Annotated in this window: 17 protein-coding genes and 1 other annotated feature; of the genes, 12 read left to right on the top strand and 5 right to left on the bottom strand. The window is 58.3% G+C overall.

The window, feature by feature from the left end; genetic code table 11:
- Positions 1-7: 7 nt before the first annotated feature.
- Positions 8-904 (bottom strand): ATP phosphoribosyltransferase, encoded by an 897-nt coding sequence (hisG, locus tag GWQ31_RS09785; RefSeq protein WP_005311391.1) that lies wholly within the window; start codon positions 902-904, stop codon positions 8-10.
- Positions 905-933: 29 nt separating this feature from the next.
- Positions 934-1058 (bottom strand) — a sequence feature (His leader region).
- Between the two features lie 186 nt (positions 1059-1244).
- On the opposite strand from hisG, the gene GWQ31_RS09780 reads away from it, so the two are divergent.
- The 7 genes from GWQ31_RS09780 to rnd all read left to right on the top strand — a co-directional run bounded on the left by GWQ31_RS09780 (position 1245) and on the right by rnd (position 8862).
- Positions 1245-1487, top strand: coding sequence for a hypothetical protein (locus GWQ31_RS09780; RefSeq protein WP_021139335.1), 243 nt, complete (start codon positions 1245-1247; stop codon positions 1485-1487).
- A gap of 67 nt (positions 1488-1554) precedes the next feature.
- Positions 1555-3465, top strand: a complete 1911-nt coding sequence (locus GWQ31_RS09775) for an ATP-dependent DNA helicase (protein ID WP_275909235.1) — start codon at positions 1555-1557, stop codon at positions 3463-3465.
- A 132-nt stretch (positions 3466-3597) separates the two neighbouring features.
- On the top strand, positions 3598-4311 hold the full coding sequence (gene tsaB, locus GWQ31_RS09770; RefSeq protein WP_275909234.1) for a tRNA (adenosine(37)-N6)-threonylcarbamoyltransferase complex dimerization subunit type 1 TsaB: 714 nt from the start codon (positions 3598-3600) through the stop codon (positions 4309-4311).
- Positions 4312-4403: 92 nt separating this feature from the next.
- On the top strand, positions 4404-4919 hold the full coding sequence (locus tag GWQ31_RS09765; RefSeq protein ID WP_275909233.1) for a Slp family lipoprotein: 516 nt from the start codon (positions 4404-4406) through the stop codon (positions 4917-4919).
- Between the two features lie 8 nt (positions 4920-4927).
- On the top strand, positions 4928-5794 hold the full coding sequence (locus GWQ31_RS09760) for an alpha/beta hydrolase (RefSeq protein ID WP_275909232.1): 867 nt from the start codon (positions 4928-4930) through the stop codon (positions 5792-5794).
- A 197-nt stretch (positions 5795-5991) separates the two neighbouring features.
- Positions 5992-7668, top strand: coding sequence for a long-chain-fatty-acid--CoA ligase FadD (fadD, locus tag GWQ31_RS09755; protein ID WP_271788280.1), 1677 nt, complete (start codon positions 5992-5994; stop codon positions 7666-7668).
- A gap of 81 nt (positions 7669-7749) precedes the next feature.
- On the top strand, positions 7750-8862 hold the full coding sequence (rnd, locus tag GWQ31_RS09750; RefSeq protein WP_219593854.1) for a ribonuclease D: 1113 nt from the start codon (positions 7750-7752) through the stop codon (positions 8860-8862).
- Positions 8863-8911: 49 nt separating this feature from the next.
- Here rnd and GWQ31_RS09745 read toward each other — a convergent pair whose 3' ends face one another.
- The 3 genes from GWQ31_RS09745 to dusC all read right to left on the bottom strand — a co-directional run bounded on the left by GWQ31_RS09745 (position 8912) and on the right by dusC (position 11175).
- Entirely contained in the window at positions 8912-9670 is a 759-nt protein-coding gene (locus tag GWQ31_RS09745; RefSeq protein WP_275909231.1) for a transporter substrate-binding domain-containing protein, read from the bottom strand.
- A gap of 94 nt (positions 9671-9764) precedes the next feature.
- Positions 9765-10133 (bottom strand): TraR/DksA C4-type zinc finger protein, encoded by a 369-nt coding sequence (locus tag GWQ31_RS09740; RefSeq protein WP_021139343.1) that lies wholly within the window; start codon positions 10131-10133, stop codon positions 9765-9767.
- A gap of 97 nt (positions 10134-10230) precedes the next feature.
- On the bottom strand, positions 10231-11175 hold the full coding sequence (dusC, locus tag GWQ31_RS09735; protein ID WP_275909230.1) for a tRNA dihydrouridine(16) synthase DusC: 945 nt from the start codon (positions 11173-11175) through the stop codon (positions 10231-10233).
- A 287-nt stretch (positions 11176-11462) separates the two neighbouring features.
- Between dusC and GWQ31_RS09730 the strand changes: the two genes are divergently transcribed.
- The 4 genes from GWQ31_RS09730 to GWQ31_RS09715 all read left to right on the top strand — a co-directional run bounded on the left by GWQ31_RS09730 (position 11463) and on the right by GWQ31_RS09715 (position 15750).
- A complete protein-coding gene (locus GWQ31_RS09730) occupies positions 11463-11840 on the top strand; it encodes a YbaN family protein (RefSeq protein ID WP_005311418.1) in 378 nt (125 codons plus the stop codon).
- 130 nt (positions 11841-11970) lie between these two features.
- Complete coding sequence (gene apt / locus GWQ31_RS09725) at positions 11971-12516, top strand: adenine phosphoribosyltransferase (RefSeq protein WP_275909229.1); 546 nt, start codon at positions 11971-11973, stop codon at positions 12514-12516.
- A 179-nt stretch (positions 12517-12695) separates the two neighbouring features.
- Entirely contained in the window at positions 12696-15293 is a 2598-nt protein-coding gene (gene dnaX, locus GWQ31_RS09720; RefSeq protein ID WP_275909228.1) for a DNA polymerase III subunit gamma/tau, read from the top strand.
- Between the two features lie 127 nt (positions 15294-15420).
- Entirely contained in the window at positions 15421-15750 is a 330-nt protein-coding gene (locus GWQ31_RS09715; RefSeq protein WP_011898717.1) for a YbaB/EbfC family nucleoid-associated protein, read from the top strand.
- Positions 15751-16066: 316 nt separating this feature from the next.
- On the opposite strand, the gene GWQ31_RS09710 is transcribed toward GWQ31_RS09715, so the two are convergent.
- Complete coding sequence (locus GWQ31_RS09710; protein WP_275909227.1) at positions 16067-17389, bottom strand: YjiH family protein; 1323 nt, start codon at positions 17387-17389, stop codon at positions 16067-16069.
- 566 nt (positions 17390-17955) lie between these two features.
- Between GWQ31_RS09710 and GWQ31_RS09705 the strand changes: the two genes are divergently transcribed.
- Complete coding sequence (locus GWQ31_RS09705; protein ID WP_034523647.1) at positions 17956-19026, top strand: LuxR C-terminal-related transcriptional regulator; 1071 nt, start codon at positions 17956-17958, stop codon at positions 19024-19026.
- Positions 19027-19083: the final 57 nt, after the last annotated feature.

The following is a 19083-nucleotide window of genomic DNA, read 5'->3' as shown; positions in this document are numbered from 1 at the left end:
CCCTTCCTTATTCCATCATTTTTTCGATGGGCAGCACCAGAATGGAGCTGGCACCCAGGGCCTTGAGCTGCTCCATGGTCTCCCAGAACAGGGTCTCGCTGGATACCACGTGCAGGGCCACCTGATTGGTGTCACCGGCCAGCTGCATTATGGTGGGGCGCTCGGCGCCCGGCAGCAGATCCGTGATGGCATCGAGCTTGTCTTTCGGGGCGTGCAGCATGATGTACTTGCTCTCGCGGGCCTGCTGCATCCCCTGGATGCGGGGCAGCAACTTGTCGATGAGCTTCTGTTTGGCCTCATTCAAGGGGTTGGGTGCCTGCACCAACACCGCCTTGGAGCGGTAGATCACCTCCACCTCTTTGAGACCATTGGCTTCCAGTGTGGCACCGGTGGAGACCAGATCGCAGATGGCATCGGCCAGACCCGCGCGCGGTGCCACTTCCACCGAGCCGCCCAGCATGACGCTCTTGAAATTGAGTCCCTTCTCATCGAAGAAGCGTTTGAGCAGACCCGGGTAAGAGGTGGCGATGCGTTTGCCTGCCAGACTTTCGGGCCCTGTGTAGGCGACATCGTCCGGTACTGCCAGCGAGAGGCGGCAACCCCCGAAATCGAGCTGCTTGAGGGTTTTCACTTGCGCAGGCAGCCCCTGGGAGGCGCGAATGAGCTGCGCTTCTTCCAGCACGTTCTCGCCTATGATGCCAAGGTCGACCACCCCTTCCATCACCAGACCGGGGATGTCGTCATCACGCACCCGCAATATGTCGATGGGCATGTTTTCCACATGGGCAATGAGGCGCTGCTCCCGCAGGTTTATCTTGAGGCCGCAGCTCTTGAACAGGGCTTGGGAGTCCTGGCTCAGACGACCGGACTTTTGCATGGCGATACGCAGGCGTTGTGTTTCCATTTGCTCGATTTCCTTCTAGTCAAAAACGAAAAAACCCTCGGAAGTATGTGCTTCCGAGGGTTTATGAATCTTGCGGTCCTTTTGGAAGTCACCAGTTAAGTGTCTTCCAGCAGTCAACCTCCTGAAAGACTAGTCGGGATGATGATGGTGGTGATGAGTCTTCAGCAGGGTGAACTTCATGTAATCAATCCTTTACAAAGAAGATGTCGTAATTGACGCCCGATTTAAACTACCTTCCTTGACAGAAAAAGCAACCCGAAATTGTGATTTCATCGATTAAAGTGAAGAAAACGGTTTTCTGGTCGATAACTAGACAAGATGCCCCAGAGGAGTCGAGATCATGCCAAGCCAGGACCTGTTATTCCCCATTTTGCCCAGAGCGCCTGCAGCCCCGAATCCTGACGACATCAAGCGGGAAGTGACCCAGATCAGCAAGAAACACCAGTTGCGCAAGACCAGTACGGACAACGGCGAATCCCAGCAACGCCAGCAAGCCTATCCCAATGCCAAGCGTGATCAGCCAAAGGTTGAAGAGGATGATCACAAGCCGGACCCCGACCATCAGATCGATCTCTTCGTCTGAACGCATTATCAGTCCCGCTTTCGCCACGCTTTTGGCATAATGCCCGCTTTTGCAGCGGGACGCCCCTTTGACCATCCAGACCCTGTTCAAGCCAGATGGCCCTCTGGCCAGCCACATCGACGGCTTTGTTGCCCGCGCCCCGCAGCTTGCCATGGCCGAGGCGGTCTCCAGCGCCATCAAGGGGGGTGGCCGCCTGCTGGTGGAGGCGGGCACGGGCACCGGCAAGACCTACGCCTATCTGGTGCCTGCGCTGGAATCCGGCAAGCGGGTGGTGATCAGCACCGGATCCAAGAACCTGCAAGAGCAACTCTTCTACCGGGATCTCCCGACCATCACAGAGGCGCTCTCCTACACCCCGCCTGTGGCCCTGCTCAAGGGGCGCAGCAACTATCTGTGCATAGAGCGGATGAACCGGTTCTTGAGCGAATCCCATCTGCAAAAACCCGACATCCTCAATGATCTGGTGAAGGTCAAATCCTGGTCTACCGCCACCGACAATGGCGATGTGGGGGATATTCCGGGATTGCAGGAGAACGCCGAGATCCTCGCCCACGTCACCAGCACCAACGACAACTGCCTCGGCCGAGATTGTCCCTATTACGACGACTGCCATCTGGTGGTGGCCCGTCGCCGCGCCATGGATGCCCAGGTGGTGGTGATCAATCATCACCTCTTCTTCGCCGATATGGCGGTGAAAGACACGGGGTTTGGCGAGCTGGTGCCCGAAGCCCAAGTTTATGTGTTCGATGAGGCGCACCAGCTGCCGGAGATCGCCACCAACTACTTCGGCAAGTCGGTGGGCAGTCGCACCATCCAGGATCTGGCGCAGGATATCCAGCTGGCCTATCGGGCCGAGGCGCACGATATGGGGCAGCTTGGCAAGGCGGCGGACCGGCTTTCCATCGCCAGTCAGGACTTGCGTCTCGCCTTCGGGGTGGATGGCGGGCGTGGCAATACCCGCGACATGTTGCGCCATCCGCTCTGGGCCCAGGCGCTGGCCCGCCTCAATGATGCCCTCGGGCTCTGTTACGAGGTGCTTAAACTGGCGCTGGGGCGTGGTGAGCAGCTGGATCATGCCTTCGAGCGGATCTGCGAACTGCGCACCCGTTTGGGGGAGGTGCTGGCCATCAACCAGACCGGTTTCTCCTACTGGTATGACTGCTCGCGGCTTCATTTTTCCCTCAATATCACCCCGCTGTCGGTGGCCGAGCGGTTTGGCGCCGAGGTGCTGCGGCCCGAGGTGGCCTGGATCTTTACCTCTGCCACCCTGACGGTGGATATGCGCTTCGATCACTTCAAAGCCGAGCTGGGACTGGCCGGCAGCGCCGAACTTATTCTCGACAGCCCGTTTGACTACGCCGAGCAGGCGCGGCTGTGCGTGCCCCGTTTTCTGCCCGAGCCCAATGCCTTCGGGCGGGGTGAACAGCTGGCCCAGTTGATGATCCCCCTTATCAACAAGACGCCGGGGGGCTGTTTTTTCCTTTGCACCAGTCATCAGGTGATGCGTCAGGTGGCCGAGGTGCTGCGCCGTGAAATTGGCCGCACCGTCTTGCTGCAGGGGGAGGATAACAAGCAGCGACTGCTCAAGGAGTTTGTGGAGAATGGCCGCGCTGTGCTGGTGGCCACCAGCAGTTTCTGGGAAGGGATAGACGTGCGGGGGGCTGCGTTGTCGTGTGTTATCATCGACAAGCTGCCGTTTGCCAGCCCCGACGACCCGTTGCTCAAGGCGCGGGTCGATGACTGCAAGCTCAAAGGGGGCGATCCCTTCGCCGATATACAGCTGCCCAAGGCGGTGATTGCCTTGAAACAGGGGGTCGGGCGGCTCATTCGTGATCGCAGTGATCACGGCGTGCTGGTCATCTGTGATCCACGCATGGTCAATAAACCCTACGGCGCCACTTTTATCAAGAGTTTGCCTGCCATTCCCCGTACGCGGGCGTTGGGGACGCTGGGTAACTTCTTCGATCGCTGTGAGTGAGCCTGCCGGTGCGCCCTCTTCAGCCTGCCCTGCACGGATTGCGCTGAAAAAATACACTGATTTGAACAGCCAGTGAGTTCGTCCTGGACTTGCCGGTTATGTAATTGACTGATGTTATAGAGATTGGAAAGCATGAACGAGTTGAAGATCCTGGCCGTTGATACCGCCACCGAAGCCTGCTCTGCCGCCTTGCTGGTGGGTGACACGCTGTTCTCCCGCTGGGAAGAGGCGCCTCGGGATCACACCCGTAAAATTTTGCCCATGGTTCAGGCTGTGTTGGACGATGCCGGGATAACCCTGGGCGAGCTTGATGCCATCGCCTTCGGCCGTGGCCCGGGTTCTTTTACCGGCGTGCGGATCGGGATCAGTGTGGCTCAGGGGCTGGCGTTCGGCGTTGGCGTGCCGCTCATCGGCATCTCCACACTGGCTGCCATGGCGCAGGGGGCTCACCGGCTGGAGGGGGCCGAGGGGGTGTTGACCGCCATCGATGCGCGCATGGGGGAGGTTTACTTCGGTCAGTACGAGCTGAAGGATGGCCGCATGCAACTGGTAGGTGACGAAGTGGTGAGCGATCCGGTCACTCTGGTGGCTGACCGTACGCTGGCACACGGCAAGCTGACTGGCAGCTGGAGCCGCGTTGGCACAGGTTTTGAAACTTATGGCGAAGCCCTTGCTGATCTTGCTGCAGAGCTGGTGGTGAGCCAGGTGCGCTTCCCGGCCGCGGTTGACATGCTGCCGCTGGCACGCGCCGCCTGGCTGGCGGGGGAGGCGGTGCCGGTGGAGCAGGCCACGCCTGTCTATTTGCGAGACAAGGTGACCTGGAAAAAACTGCCGGGCCGCGAATAACGGCGAAGAGCCGTGGCATGGATGGTGCTCTTGCTGCATACCAACAGAGCTGGTAACGCGCCCGGTATCTGTATCCCAAAAAGGAGAGTGACATGATCAAGCGTGCGATGGTGATAGGGTTGGCCGGCTTGCTGCTCGGTGCATGCAGCTCGGTACCCAAGGAGCTGGCGTATGAGCCGGCAAACCAGCTGGTGGCTTATCAGCCCGGCTTGGTTGGTCAGGAAGGCAAGCCTGCCCGCTGGAGCGGGGTCATTTCTGCGGTACACAACAAGGCGGATCAGAGCGTCGTCGAGGTAGTCTATCTGCCGCTCAAGTCCAACGGCGTGCCGGAGCAGACCGAGCAGAGCCCGGGCCGATTTCTGGCCATCATGAAGGGATTTGTCGATCCGACCCTCTACGCCAAGGGACGCAGCCTGACGGTGCTGGGTACCATAGACAAACCGGTAGACAGCCAGATTGGCGAGCACAAATATCGCTTCTCCGTGCTCAATGCCAACTCCAGCAAGCTGTGGCCGCCGGTGAAGGAGGTGGAGATCCGCTACATGGACCCTGACTTCTACGACCCCTTCTATGATCCCTTCTGGCCGAGACGGCCGCTGCGCCGCTAAGGTTGCTCATGACTGTCACCATGCAGGAGAACATGGTCACCCTGGCCGATGGTCGGCGGGTGGCCTTGCTTGAGAACGAACAACCGGCCCCTGATCAGCAGGGCAAGCCGCTGCTGATCGCGCTGCACGGCTGGCTCGACAACGGCGCCAGTTTTCTGCCTCTGGCACCCTATCTGGCAGATTTTCATCTGGTCTGTGTCGATCTGCCGGGTCATGGTCATTCAGATCACAAGGCTAGCCCTTATGTTTTTGTCGACTGGCTCGATGATCTCTACCAGATCACTCAGGCCACCGGCTGGTCCCGTTTTATCCTGCTCGGTCACTCCCTCGGTGCCCTGATCGCTTCTGCTTATGCCGGTGTCTTTCCCGAGCAGGTTGAGCGACTTATCATGCTGGAGGGGCTAGGACCACTGACCCAGCCCGATGACACAGTGCCGGAGCAACTGCGTAAAGCGATCTTGAATCGCAGCCGCACTCGCGAGCGAGCCCCCAATGGTTTCGCCTCCATCGACGAAGCGGTAATGGCTCGTTGCAAGGTGGCGGATATAGCCCCATCGGCCTCCCGCCTTATCTGCGAACGGCAGCTGGTTGAACGGGCAGGGCGCTGGTATTGGCGCAGCGATCCCCGCCTGCGGGATCTCTCGCCGATGCGCATGAGCGAAGGTCAGGCCCAGGCGCTGATCCGTGCCATCCGTTGTCCTGTGCTCTTTATCCGGGGTGAGCAGGGCTTTGTCAGTCTGCTGGCGCAGTGGCAGCTGCGTCATGGTGCATTCGAGCGGATAGAAAGGGTCGTTTTGGCGGGAAACCACCACTTTCATATGGAAAATTCGGCCGATACCGCCGTTTGTATCGAAAAATTTTGTCAAATTCGTTAGAATCACCGGCTTTGAATCATTCCAGGTTTGTCTTCCTCCTCACATTTTCTGTTGTTAATTTGCTGTTAATTGATGTTGCCCTATGTAAGTATGTGCGGCATTAGAGCATGAGCTTAAAACAACCAATTGAAATGGATGTGAACAGGGACGGAGGCAACACAGTGAGCGCACAGGTGCTAGTTATGCAGGAGAAGTTCGTGGAAAAAGTCTGGCTGAAGCGTTATCCGGAAGGGGTCCCCGCCGAGATCAATCCAGACCAATACAGCTCCCTGGTCGAGATGTTTGAAGAGTCGGTAACCCAGTTTGCCGATCAACCTGCCTTCGTCAACATGGGGCAGACCATCACCTACCGCCGGCTGGAAGAGCAGTCCCGCGCCTTTGCCGCCTACCTGCAAAATGACCTCAAGCTCAGTCAGGGGGATCGGGTAGCGGTCATGATGCCGAATCTGCTGCAATATCCCATTGCCGTGTTCGGCATACTGCGCGCCGGCATGATAGTGGTAAACGTCAACCCCCTCTATACCCCCCGTGAGCTGGAACATCAGCTCAAGGACTCCGGCGCCAAGGCCATCGTCATCGTCTCCAACTTTGCCCATACATTGGAAAAAGTGGTCTACGACACCCCGATCAAGCATGTCATCCTGACCCGCATGGGTGACAACCTGGGGCTGGCCAAGGGCACACTCGTCAACTTCGTGGTGAAATATGTCAAGAAGCTGGTGCCAAAATACAACCTGCCCCACGCCAGCACTATGCGCCAGGCCCTCGCCAAGGGTCGCTACCTGCAGTACATCAAGCCCGAGATCACCAACGACGATCTCGCTTTCCTGCAGTACACAGGTGGCACCACGGGTCTCTCCAAGGGCGCCATGCTGACCCACCGCAACATGATTGCCAACGTCGAGCAGTGCCTTGGTGTCTACGGCCCCATGCTGGAGCGTGGCAAGGAGTTTGTGGTCACAGCGCTGCCGCTCTACCACGTCTTCGCCCTGACGGTGAACTGTCTGCTGTTCATGCGCATGGGCGGGTACAACCTGCTTATCAGCAACCCGCGCGACATACCGGGCTTTGTCAAAGAGATCAGAAAATACCCCTTCACCTGCATCACAGGGGTCAACACTCTGTTCAATGCCCTGGTCAACAACGGCGAGTTCCAGTCGATGGATTTCAGCAAGCTCAAGTTGACCATAGGGGGTGGTATGGCGGTGCAACGGGCGGTTGCCGAACAGTGGAAGGGGCTGACCGATACCCCGCTGCTGGAAGGTTATGGGCTGACCGAGTGCTCCCCTCTGGTGAGCGTCTGCCCCTACGATCTGCTCGATTACAACGGCTCCATCGGTCTGCCGGTCTGCTCTACCGATATCCGGTTGGTGGATGACGCAGGTCAGGTGATCACCGAGCTCGGCAAGCCGGGCGAGATGCAGGTGCGCGGCCCGCAAGTGATGGTAGGTTACTGGCAGCGACCGGAAGCTACCGCCGAGGTGATGCAGGATGGTTGGCTCTGTACCGGTGATATCGCCGTGTGCGACGAGCAGGGTTTTTTCAAGATTGTTGATCGCAAGAAGGACATGATCCTGGTCTCGGGTTTCAACGTCTATCCGAACGAGATCGAGGACGTGGTGGCGCTCCATCCCAAGGTGCTGGAAGTGGCCGCGGTCGGTGTGCCACACAAGGTATCTGGCGAGCTGGTGAAGATCTTCGTGGTCAAGAAAGATGCAAAGTTGCAGGAGGACGAGATAATTGCCCACTGCCGCACACATCTGACTGCCTATAAGGTGCCGAAACTGGTAGAATTTCGCGACGAACTTCCCAAGACCAATGTGGGCAAGATCCTGCGGCGCGTGCTGCGCGACGAGGAAATTGCCAAGCAATAACGGGCGATCCGCCGCTGTCATGCAAAACCGTGGGTCAATCCACGGTTTTTTCTTTTGGCCCTGATCAACGCGCAGGCAACGATGCACTATCAACTTATCACTCAGCAAGCCGAACTGGAGCAGTATCTCGCCTCCCTGGCCGATGTTCCCCTGGCCATCGATACTGAATTCGTTCGCACCCGCACCTATTACCCCCAGCTGGGCCTGTTCCAGATCTATGATGGTGAGCATCTGGCGTTGCTGGATCCACTCACCCTGGATCTCGCCCCCCTTTGGCAACGGCTCGGTCGGGCAGGGCAGATCGCCATACTGCACGCCTCCGGCGAAGACCTTGAGCTGATCCAGCATGAAGCCGGTCACCTGCCCAATCAGATGCACGACACCCAGCTGGCAACGGCCTTCCTGGGCTATGGTGTCTCTGTGGGTTTTGGTGCGCTGGCCAAGGAGTTTCTCGGGGTGGAACTGGTCAAGGATCAGGCGCGTACCGACTGGCTCGCTCGCCCGCTCACCGAACGTCAACTCGAATACGCAGCCGCCGATGTGCTCTACCTGATGCCCCTCTACGAGAAGGTGATGGCCAAACTGCACGAAAGCGGCAAATTCGCCTGGTTCGAGCAGGAGTGCCAGAACCACTCGGCTCGCAAGACCCAGGGCAGCGATCCCTATCAAGCCTATCTCGACATTATCAACGCCTGGCAACTGGGGCGCCGCGAACTGGCCATACTGCGCGAACTGGCTGCCTGGCGTCAGCAGGAAGCGGTTCGCCGGGATCTGGCCCTCAACTTCGTGGTCAAGGAGCTGCACCTGTTCAAGGTGGCTGAGCGTCGTCCGGCCTCCCTGCGCGACCTCAACGAATTGGGTCTGGCCCCCATCGAAATCAAGATCCATGGCAAGCGGATGCTGGACATAGTGGCCCAGGCCCAGCGCAGCGAGCCGGATAGCTGGCCCGAGCCGATCCGCCGACTGGTGGATTATCCCCAGTACAAGGCTGAACTCAAGCGCATCAAGGGGATGGTGGAAGAGAAGGCCAAGGCCTGCAATATTCCGCCTGAACTGGTGGCGAGCAAGAAGATCATTCACCAGTACTTCACCTGGAGCTGGCGCATGAGCGATGAAGAGCGCGCCCGCAGCGACAAGCCCATGTTGCTGCAAGGGTGGCGTCATGAGCTGGTGGGTCATTTGCTGGCCCAATAACAGATACCAAAAGAGAGATGGGCCGCTGGGCCCATTTTTTATATCTGCCTCAGTGCAGCGGGTAGTGATAACGGGCAAGGATTTCGGCGTATTGCGGGCTTTGCATCAGCGCCCGTATGGCCTCATCAAGGCGCTGCAACTGCGGCTCTGTGGTAGTGCGGCGATTTAGCATCAAATGCACGGGGTTTTGCTGGATATCGAGCAAGGTGGTCAGTTTATCGAGGGATATGCCCGCGAGGGCCAGTTCCTGCATGCCCATGGGATCCATGACCACCCCCTGAATGCGCCCCGCCAGTAGCAGCTTGATCAATTGCTCCATCCGCAACCTGACGATCAGACGGTCCGTCACCTGGGGGGCCTGCATAAAGGTGCGAAAATCCGCCCCATAATCAAAGTCGCGCAGCACGCCTATGGTGAATTGGGTGAGGGGCAGCAGCTCGGATAGCTGGTCGACCCCTTGCCAGCGTGCTTTGTCCTGGCGTCGGATGATCAGCACTGTGCTTTCATGGCGATAGGGGATGGAGAAGCGGGCAAACTGTTCCCGTTGAACTGTCTTGTTGGCCGTCATCGTCATCTGGAGGGAGCCGAACTCGAGCTCGCGCAGAGTACGGGCCCAGGGCATTTCGATGTAGCGGGCCTCGAAGTCGGTCCGGTTGAAGATGGCCTCCAGCAGTTCTATGTCCAGCCCCTGCAACTGCTGTTGTTCATCGCGAAAGCTGAACGGGTGCCAGCTTGACCAGCCCACGCTCAGTGACTCCTGTGCCCAGGCGGTGAAACACAAACACCATAACAACAAGACTCTGTACACGGAAACATCCCTGTTCAGCACGGTTGTTGTTGATTATTGGATAGAAGCGACAGCCTGACCAGCCGGGAAGAGAGGATGCACGAATGTGCATCCCTTAGAGTTCGTGAGCGTGGAACCCCTTGTCATAACGGGTTTCGCAGCGCGGACAGCGTTGCAGGGTCGGATCCTGCTCGAGTTGCTCGATGGAGAGCGGCTCCTCGCAATCGGAGCAAAGACCATAAAGGCCCAGATCCATTTGACAGAGAGCAGCATCGATCCGCTTGAGGCTCGCCACACTCTGCTCCACTTTGGGCAAATCGAGACGACTGGTCAGATCAACCAGCTGATCCCGCTCGCAGTGATCCACTTTTTCCGCCCACTCGTCACGCCGGCAGGCTTTGAGCTGATCGATCAGCTCTCCTCTTACTTGCGCCCAGTCAGCCAGCAGGCGTTCACGCCACACGGCCAACCGGGCTTGCGTCATTTCACACACACTAGCCCCCAACAGACGAATTACAAATCCAGGGCAGTATAGGGAAGCGACAGGATTATCAAGATGATATGCGTCAAGTAAAGGACGGTTAGATCACAGTTTTCGTGGCTTGCAACAGGGCCTCGCGAATGGGATCCGTCTCCTTGAACAGGCGGATATCACGAAACAACAGGTCGGCTTGCGGGTATTCCCGCTTGAGGTAACTGAACCACTGTTTGATGCGGCTGGGATAGTAATCCGCCTTCTCGCTCGCCAGATCCTGCTCCGTGTAACTCACCATCAGCTGCAACACTGCTGCCCAGCTCATGTGAGCGCAACCGGTCTTCATCACGTTGGCCAGATTGGGGAGGGAGATGGCGCCCCGGCCCACCATGAGGGCGTCGCAACCGGAGACATTGGCGCAGGTCAGGGCATCCTGGTGATCCCAGATCTCGCCATTGGCGGTGACGAGGATGGGCAGGGCGCGGCGGATGGCGTCCACATACTCCCAATGAGCCGGCGCCTTGTAGCCTTCGCGCTTGGTGCGGGCATGGACCGCCAGCTCGTTGGCGCCAGCCTGATAGACAGCCTGAGCATTCTCCAGGTAGAGATCCTTGTCATCGTAACCGAGACGGATCTTGGCACTGACCGGCAGATGAGCGGGCACCGCCTCACGCACCGCCTTGACGATGCGGTAGACGGCCTCGGGCTCCTTGAGCAAGACGGCGCCCCCCTTGCTCTTGTTCACTGTGGGGGCAGGGCAGCCAAAGTTGAGATCGACCCCCGGTGAACCGAGCTCGATGGCACGCACAGCATTTTCTGCCAGCCATTCAGGGTGCTGCCCCAGCAGTTGTACTCGCACAGGTGTGCCGGCGCGGGTCTTGCCGCCCTGCTTGAGTTCGGGCGCGATCCGATAAAACACCTTGGCAGGCAGCAGCTGATCGACCACACGGATAAATTCGCTCACGCAGAGGTCGTAGTCGTTGACGGAGGTGAGGACCTCCCGCATCAGGTGATCCAGCACCCCCTGCATGGGGGCCAAAATAACGCGCATAGCTGCTTCCGAAGACAAGGGGAGAAAAAAGAGCGCAGATTGTAGTGGCAATGGCCGGCGTTGTCAGCCGTCGGCCCACACGTCGGGATGAATCAGCCACCTAGCGCAAGGGGATGAACATGATAACGCGCATAACCGGTTCCGAAGGCAAGGGATTGCAGAGATGATAGCCGTTGGCAGCTTCATGGAGGCTGATGAGCCGCAGATTGCTGTGGAGATAGCCGACGTTGTCGGCTTTTGGGCCAATTCTGTTAGGCTAAGCAGAGGTGCATTGTAAAGGAGCAGCCATGAAACGTTGGTGTCTGATGGGGTTGGGCTGGCTGGCCTTCGTGACCGGCATTGTCGGGATAGTGCTGCCACTGCTGCCAACCACTCCCTTCATGTTGCTGGCGGCGGCGCTGTTTGCCCGTTCTTCTCCCCGCTTTCACCGCTGGTTGCTGGCTCACCCCTGGTTCGGGCCGCCCATCGTCGACTGGCAGCTGCACCGCGGCATTCGCCGTCATGCCCGCCGCCGCGCTGTCGTCTTTATCCTGCTTTCTTTCTCTGTGTCCCTGGCGGTGGTGCCTCTGCTGTGGGTCAGATTGCTGCTCATTGCCATAATGGTGATCCTGCTCACCTGGTTAATACGTTTGCCAGTACTGGAGCCAGTTGCAATGGAGAAGTGAAGTCCCTAAGCTATTGCTGCAATAATGCTATGGAGTCGGCCTGTCATGTTGCGTGATGGGCCTTTTTATTTCCCGCTGGCGGGAAGATGAGATAAACGGCCATCTGGGTCGAAAAACAAACGGTCAAACCATGAATCCGGAAACCCTGAAATTTATCGAAGCGAGCATCAAGACCATTCCCGACTATCCGAAGCCGGGCATTCTGTTTCGTGACATCACCAGCCTGATAGAGAATGCGGAGGCCTTCAAGGCCACCATCGATCTGCTGGCCGAGCATTATCGTGATCAAGGGATCACCAAGATCGTCGGTACGGAAGCCCGCGGCTTCATCTTCGGTGCGCCGGTCGCCTTCGCCATGGGCTTGGGGTTTGTGCCTGTGCGCAAGCCTGGCAAACTGCCCCGCGCCGTGATTGAAGAGTCCTATGCCCTCGAGTACGGCACCGACACCCTGCAACTGCACACCGATGCCATAGTGCCGGGTGACAAGGTGCTGGTGGTTGACGATCTGCTGGCGACCGGCGGTACCGTCGATGCGACCGTCAAGCTGATCCGCCGTGCCGGTGGTGAGGTGGCCGATGCGGCCTTCATCATCTCACTGCCGTCCCTGGGTGGTAACACCCGCCTGACTGCCGCCGGCATCAAGGTCGTCTCACTGGTCGAACTGGCCGGCGAATAATCCCCCAGTATGCAAAGCAGGCCTCGTCAGCCTGTTGCGCGTCTTGAAACCGGTGCCCGTCCGGGCATCGGTTTGAAATTCAAGCGATCCCTCCCGACCTCGCCGATAGCCGATACAGCCCAACATCCATTTGTGTTAGCATTCTGCCTCAATGCCTTGTTATCCCTGCATCGAGATTTATGAGCTATCAGGTTCTGGCGCGTAAATGGCGCCCCCATACGTTTGAACAAGTGGTAGGCCAGCATCATGTGCTGACCGCCTTGACCAACGCCCTGGATCAGGGGAGGTTGCATCATGCCTATCTGCTCAGCGGTACCCGAGGGGTCGGCAAGACCACCATAGCCCGCATTCTGGCCAAGAGTCTCAATTGCGAGCAGGGGATCAGCAGTCACCCGTGCGGCGTATGCGACACCTGCCGCGAGATCGATCAGGGCAACTTTGTCGATCTGCTGGAGATTGACGCCGCCTCCCGCACCAAGGTGGAAGATACCCGCGAGCTGCTCGATAACGTGCAGTACCGCCCGGCCCGCGGACGCTTCAAGGTGTATCTCATCGATGAGGTACACATGTTGTCGCGTCACAGCTTCAACGCCCTGCTCAAAACCCTGGAAGAGCCGCCTCCCTATGTGAAGTTTCTGCTGGCCACCACGGATCCGCAGAAGCTGCCCATTACCATTCTCTCCCGTTGCTTGCAGTTTCATCTCAAGAGTCTGGATCAGACCCAGATTGCCAAGCAGCTGGAGTGGGTGCTGGATCAGGAAGCTCAACCGTTCGAACCGCGTGCCCTGCTGGCCCTGGCCAAGGCGGCCGATGGCAGCATGCGCGATGCCCTGAGTCTGACCGATCAGGCGCTGGCCCATGGCAATGGCAGCGTGCGCCTTGAAAGCGTGCTGGCCATGTTGGGCACCCTGGACCATCGCCACCTGCACCAGTTGCTGGAGGCGATCCTGCGCCAGGATGCTGCGGCCACCATGGCCAAGATCACTGAAATCGCTACCCTGGGCCCCGATTTTGATCAGCTCCATGCCGAGCTGGAAGGTCTGCTGCACCGCATTGCCATGGCACAGCTGTTGCCTGCCACAGTGCAGGAGCAGGGGGCCGATGCCGAGTCTCTGCTGCAACTTGCCCAGGCCATGAGCCCGGAAGAGGTGCAGCTTTGCTACCAAATCGTGCTGGGGGGACGAAAAGATTTGCCCTGGGCACCGGACGGTCGCACCTCGCTGGAGATGACGTGCTTGCGCATGCTGGCTTTCTCCCCGCGTCGTGAGGCCGTGCATCCTGCCAATCTCACGGTTCTGCCACCCTCCATGGCGGGAGGGATGGGAGCCGCGCCGGCCCAGCTGGGAAAGTCCCGCGGGGCTGACTTCGCCCCGACGCTGGCCACTGCGATTGTGGCTCACCCTGCTGCCCCCGGCTCCGTGTCGGCAGAACATACCGCCACCCAGATGGTGCCCCTTGTTGCGCATGCCGTGCTCGAGACGGATGAGCAGGAGATGGCCAGCGATGCGCTGAGCGCGCCGCTCTTTGTCGAACAGGACGAGTTGCTGCGCGAAGCGCAGCAGATGGGCTACGAGGCGCAGCCTGTCATGGATGCGCCGAGCGCCTCGATCAGCACCGTTGTGGTTGCCGATGAGGCGATGCAGCACGTTCCTTCAGACATGGCAGTGGCAGCTGAGCAACCCACCGAGGTGCCGGCTGAGATAGTCGCCGAGTCGGTGGTTGAGCCTGAAGCCGCGCCGTCTGCCGCGTCCAGCATGCAGAGCCTGCTTGGCAAGCGCAATCTGCTGCGTAGTCGATTGCGCAGCGAGCCTGCGACAGCCCAGGCCCCGCGTGTTGCACCCATCAAACCGGTGGCTGCGCCCGAGGGGCGCCCTGTCGCGCAGCCAGCCGTCACGCCACCATCAGCTCCCTGGCAAGGAGCGGCTGTGGCGCCTGTCCATCATTCAGCCCCTGTGACGGCATATGACGAATTGCCGCCGCTGGATGCATATGATGAGGGGGGCAGCGACTATGAAGAGTATCTGAATCAAGGCTTTGGCGAGTCTGCTGCCAGTGCGTCAATGGCGAATGTGGCACAGACGGCGGCTTCGGGAGCCAGTGCCGTGCCTGCCTATGGTCAGGCTGCCCCGGCTCAGGCGCCCACCAGGGCTCGCCCCAACCCCGATGATCTGCCGCCCTGGGATCTGGACGGTACACCGGCCGCGAGGGCGCAGGTAGCGCCTGCCGTGTCCAGTGCCGCACCCGTGATACCCCAAGCGGTTGCTACCAGCGAGTCAGCGCCCATGGTTGCCTCCGTGATGGAGACCATAGACTGGGATGAGCTGGAGAGCGACAACCAACCCGAGGAGGGGGAAGAGGTCGCCAGACTGATCCCGTCTTCCTTGCTGGTCAATTGCGGCGATCCCTGGGCTGAGTTGATTGCCCGTACTGGCGTCGGTGGCCGGCTGCGCCAGCTTGCGATCAACTCTGTTATGACCCGGCAGGGAGACAAGGTGTTGTTGACCCTGAAACCCGAACAGCGTCATCTGGTCAGCGACAGGGCCCGTGTCGATCTGGCCGAGATCATAGGCCCCGAGCTTGGCCAAGCCGTGCAGGTGGAGGTGACACTGGGGACTGTGCCGGATCAGGAAACCCCCCTTGAGATCGAGCATCGCCTCTATCTGGGGGTGCGCGAGCAGGTGAGCCGGGATCTGGAGCAGGATCCCAATGTGCAATTTCTCAGACAAAGGTTTGGCGCCGTGCTCCACCAGGAGAGCATAGAGCCGCTGAGCAGTTGAATACGATTCGTTAAAACCCATGCCGGGCCCAGTGCCCGGTTGAAAAGGGGTTTGCCTGTCCCCATTTAGGACAGAACAAGCCCACAGCCCGGCGCTGGATGCCGGATTTCAAGACGAGAGACGACATATGTTTGGTAAAGGTGGAATGGGGAACCTGATGAAACAGGCCCAACAGATGCAAGAGCGCATGCAAAAGATGCAAGAGCAGCTTGCCGAGATGGAAGTAGTCGGCGAAGCCGGTGCTGGTATGGTCAAGGTCACCATGGCTGGCAGTCACAGCGTGCGTCGCATCGAGATCGATCAGAGCCTGATGGAAGATGACAAAGAGATGATCGAAGATCTGGTTGCTGCCGCCGTCAACGATGCCGTACGTCGTGTGGAAGAGCAGAGCAAGAGCAAGATGGGCGAGCTGACCGGTGGCATGCAACTGCCCCCAGGCATGAAGCTGCCCTTCTAAGGATGCTGACGTAAATCCAATGCGTCGATAGGGGGCGGGCTAAGGGCCAGATCGGTCTGATGCTCCTTGCGATGTGGCGCAGGATGGGTGTTTCATTCGTTCCTCATCTGGCATCGCAAGCCCTATCAAGCGTGACCAGGACGCAGCTGATACAGGAATCTGTGTCAGCTGCGTTTTTTATGGCGTTTTTTCCGATTAAGCGCCCCGGTGCCGGGCTGGTGTAATGGCTGCCCCTAAGCCAAAAGAAGGCGCCCTCGGGCGCCTTCTTGGTTTGTGCACGCGCTTGCGCGTCATCACTGGGGTGTTGCCACCTTGCTTAACTCAGCCAGCCTGCTGCCATGGCAAGCTTGCCGCACAGTGCGGCAAGCACTATGCCAAGCAGGGTGCGTAGCAGCCAGATCACCACCAGCTGGCCCACACTCACCGGGATCCGGGTGGCCAGGATGCAGGGTATGGAGGCGGAGAAGAAGAGAACCGAGCTGACCGATACCACTGCGGTGACATAGCGCACCAGCAGGTCGGCATCTTTGAGCAAAATGGCGGGCAAGAACATCTCTGCCAGCCCGGCTGAAAGTGCCCTGGCAGTTTCCAGCGGTTCGCCCAGTTCCAGCAGCCAGGTGAGCGGCCACAGCAGCCAGCCCAGCAGGTCGAACAGCGGTGTGTGTTGCGCCAGCAACAGACCGAGCAGACCAACCGACAATATGGTGGGCACCACGGCAGCCGCCATCAGCAGGCCATCCTTGAGGTTGTCCTGCAACTGGCGCAGTACGGGTTGCGCCATGCTGGATTGGATCAACCCGGATGCCAGTGCGGCTTGCCAGCGGTTCTTGCCGGCGGGCAATGGTTCGTCGGTTTCCCCATGATGGGCCATGTTGGAGATGGGGGGCACGCGCGCCAGGATGGCGGTGATGACAAAGGTGATCACCAGGGTGGACCAGAAATAGAAGTTCCAGTGTTCCATCAGGTTGAGGGTCTTGGCCACTATGATCATGAACGCGGCCGATACGGTGGAGAACCCGGTCGCAATGATGACGGCTTCGCGCACAGTGTATTTACCCGCGAGAAAGACCCGGTTGGTGATGAGCAGTCCCACCGAATAGCTGCCGACGAAAGAGGCGACCGCATCAATGGCAGAGTGCCCCGGCGTGCGCCACAGTGGCCGCATAACGGGCTGCATCAGTACGCCTATCAGCTCCAGCAGACCGAAGCCGAGCAAGAAAGTAAGGGCCATGGCACCAATGGGCACGATAAGACCGACCGACATGGCCAGCTTGTCAAACAGGAAGGGCAGACGATCCGGCGTCATCAGCCAGGCCGGCCCCAGATTGGCAACATACATGAGTGCCAGTACCAGGCCGATCAGCTTGAACAGGCTCAGAAGCCGGTCGATGGGACGGGCGCGCCAGCGACCATCCAGCAAGGGTGTGATGGCACCATAGCCAATCAGCAACAGGATCAACCCCACCGCCAGTGGGCGCTGCGCTATCAGAAAACCGGCCAGGTGGTCCACCATGATGGTGCTGCGGCCTGCCAGTTCAAAGGGGATGAAGAAGATGGCGATACCAAACAGGCTGGCTAGCAGCAGCTTGATCCCCGCCGATGATCGGGTGGGCGCTATCAATGCATTTTCCGGTTCCATACACTCTCCTTGTGGTTGATACCTGTCCGACATCCATCGAACAAATTGTATATACAATACATTTCCGTCTTCACAAATAAAACACAAAATTAACCATTGAGAAACAAGCTCAATTTGAGTCTTTTATGAGGGGACCCAGACGACAAAAGGCTTGCCCGGCTCTTTGGGATGAGGGTTTTTGGTTCAGGCGCCAGAACGATGGAATAGATAACCTGTGGCTTGTCTGCGTAGACCCGGTATCGCAGCGCCGCGGGCTTGCAGGGTGTCGCGCTTTTATCCGGGCTGGACCCGCAGTCATGGCAAAAGGGATAAAATGTGAGGCCTGTCGGGTAATCAGGATGTCACAGAGACAGGAATCTTTAGATCGACAAAAAAATCCATAGCGACAAAAAGCATAAAAAACATTAACTTGGATTTTAAATTTTCGCTTTCGCTCACCCTTATGTCGTTTCATCATTACTATTTACGGAACAGTTATAAAACCTTTGTTCATTTGACTACTTTTCGCGTTTCTCATTGCAGAGTAAGATGCCTCCTCAATAAAAATAAGAATTAGGAGTTCGGGTGTGAAGGCATTAGTAAAGGAAAGGGTATCGCCCTATATAAGCCAGTTATATGAGTGCGGTATTAATGATTCTGACATTAAGTTGGTGGTGGATCAGTTCCGCACCGATGTGTCGGGGAGTTCCTCGCTATTTTTGTTACGGGATGATGACAAAAGCGACGGGATAAAACTCTTCTCAAGCGGCCTGACCGAGGCTCAGCAGCAGTTCTATGTGCAACACCATCGCCAGGATGTGTGGTTCAATCATTATCTGGACAAGGGCTGCCAGGGCATAGTCAATGCCACCACCCTGTCCAATTCGGCAGGATTGCTGGCCAGCTTCGGCGCCCAGTTTGCGGCGGGTGGCGTCTGCCGGGTGAAGGGGCGGGGCCTTAGCAGCCTGTGTACCTATCGTGGTGCCAGCCAGGATGATTTCAGTGCTCAGGATATCTCCTCACTGGGAGAGGTTTATTCCGGCCTGGCTGCCTGGAGCCACCATTATTGGAATCTGCTGGCCCTGGAGACCCAGAACTACCAGCTGCAGCAGCTGGTTAAAAATCATAATAAGCCCAGTGCCATCGTCGATGACAAAGGCCATATCCATTATTCCAATGTGGCCTTCAACCGTATCTCAGATGAAAATGTGGAGCTGCGAGCCATCAATGGTATCTTCTCGCTGCAAAATAAGGAGCAGCAACGCCAGTTCAAAGAGATATTGAATGGCTTTGCTTACCTGTTGCCGGGGGCGAGCGCTTATATGTCCATTCCCCGTCAGGCCAATTTAAGGCCCTTGCTGATCCAGTGCACCCTGATGAGCGGCCTCAGCCGGTTTGAGCGTTATGTGGAAGTGGTGCTGCGTGATCCCGAACACTCATTCAATCCCGATATCGAGGCACTGGCGAGCCTTTACCCCCTCACCATCGGCGAGAAAGAGTTGTTGGTGCTGATGAGCAAGGGTTATAGCAGCAACGACATCGCCGAGCTGCGCGGTGTCAAGGTGGAAACAGTCCGCTCGACCCTCAAAGGGGTCTTCAAGAAAACCGACTGCCACAGCCAGAACGAATTGCTGTTGCTGCTGCAATCCATCTCCTGATATTGGGCGAGCTATGCTTGGTGTGGGTCGGACATAGTGTCTGACTTGCGCCTCCCG

The sequence above is a fragment of the Aeromonas sp. 2MA4 genome (assembly GCF_029237305.1).
Lineage (GTDB): Bacteria > Pseudomonadota > Gammaproteobacteria > Enterobacterales > Aeromonadaceae > Aeromonas > Aeromonas salmonicida.
This window is presented reverse-complemented; position numbering and strand designations above follow the sequence as displayed.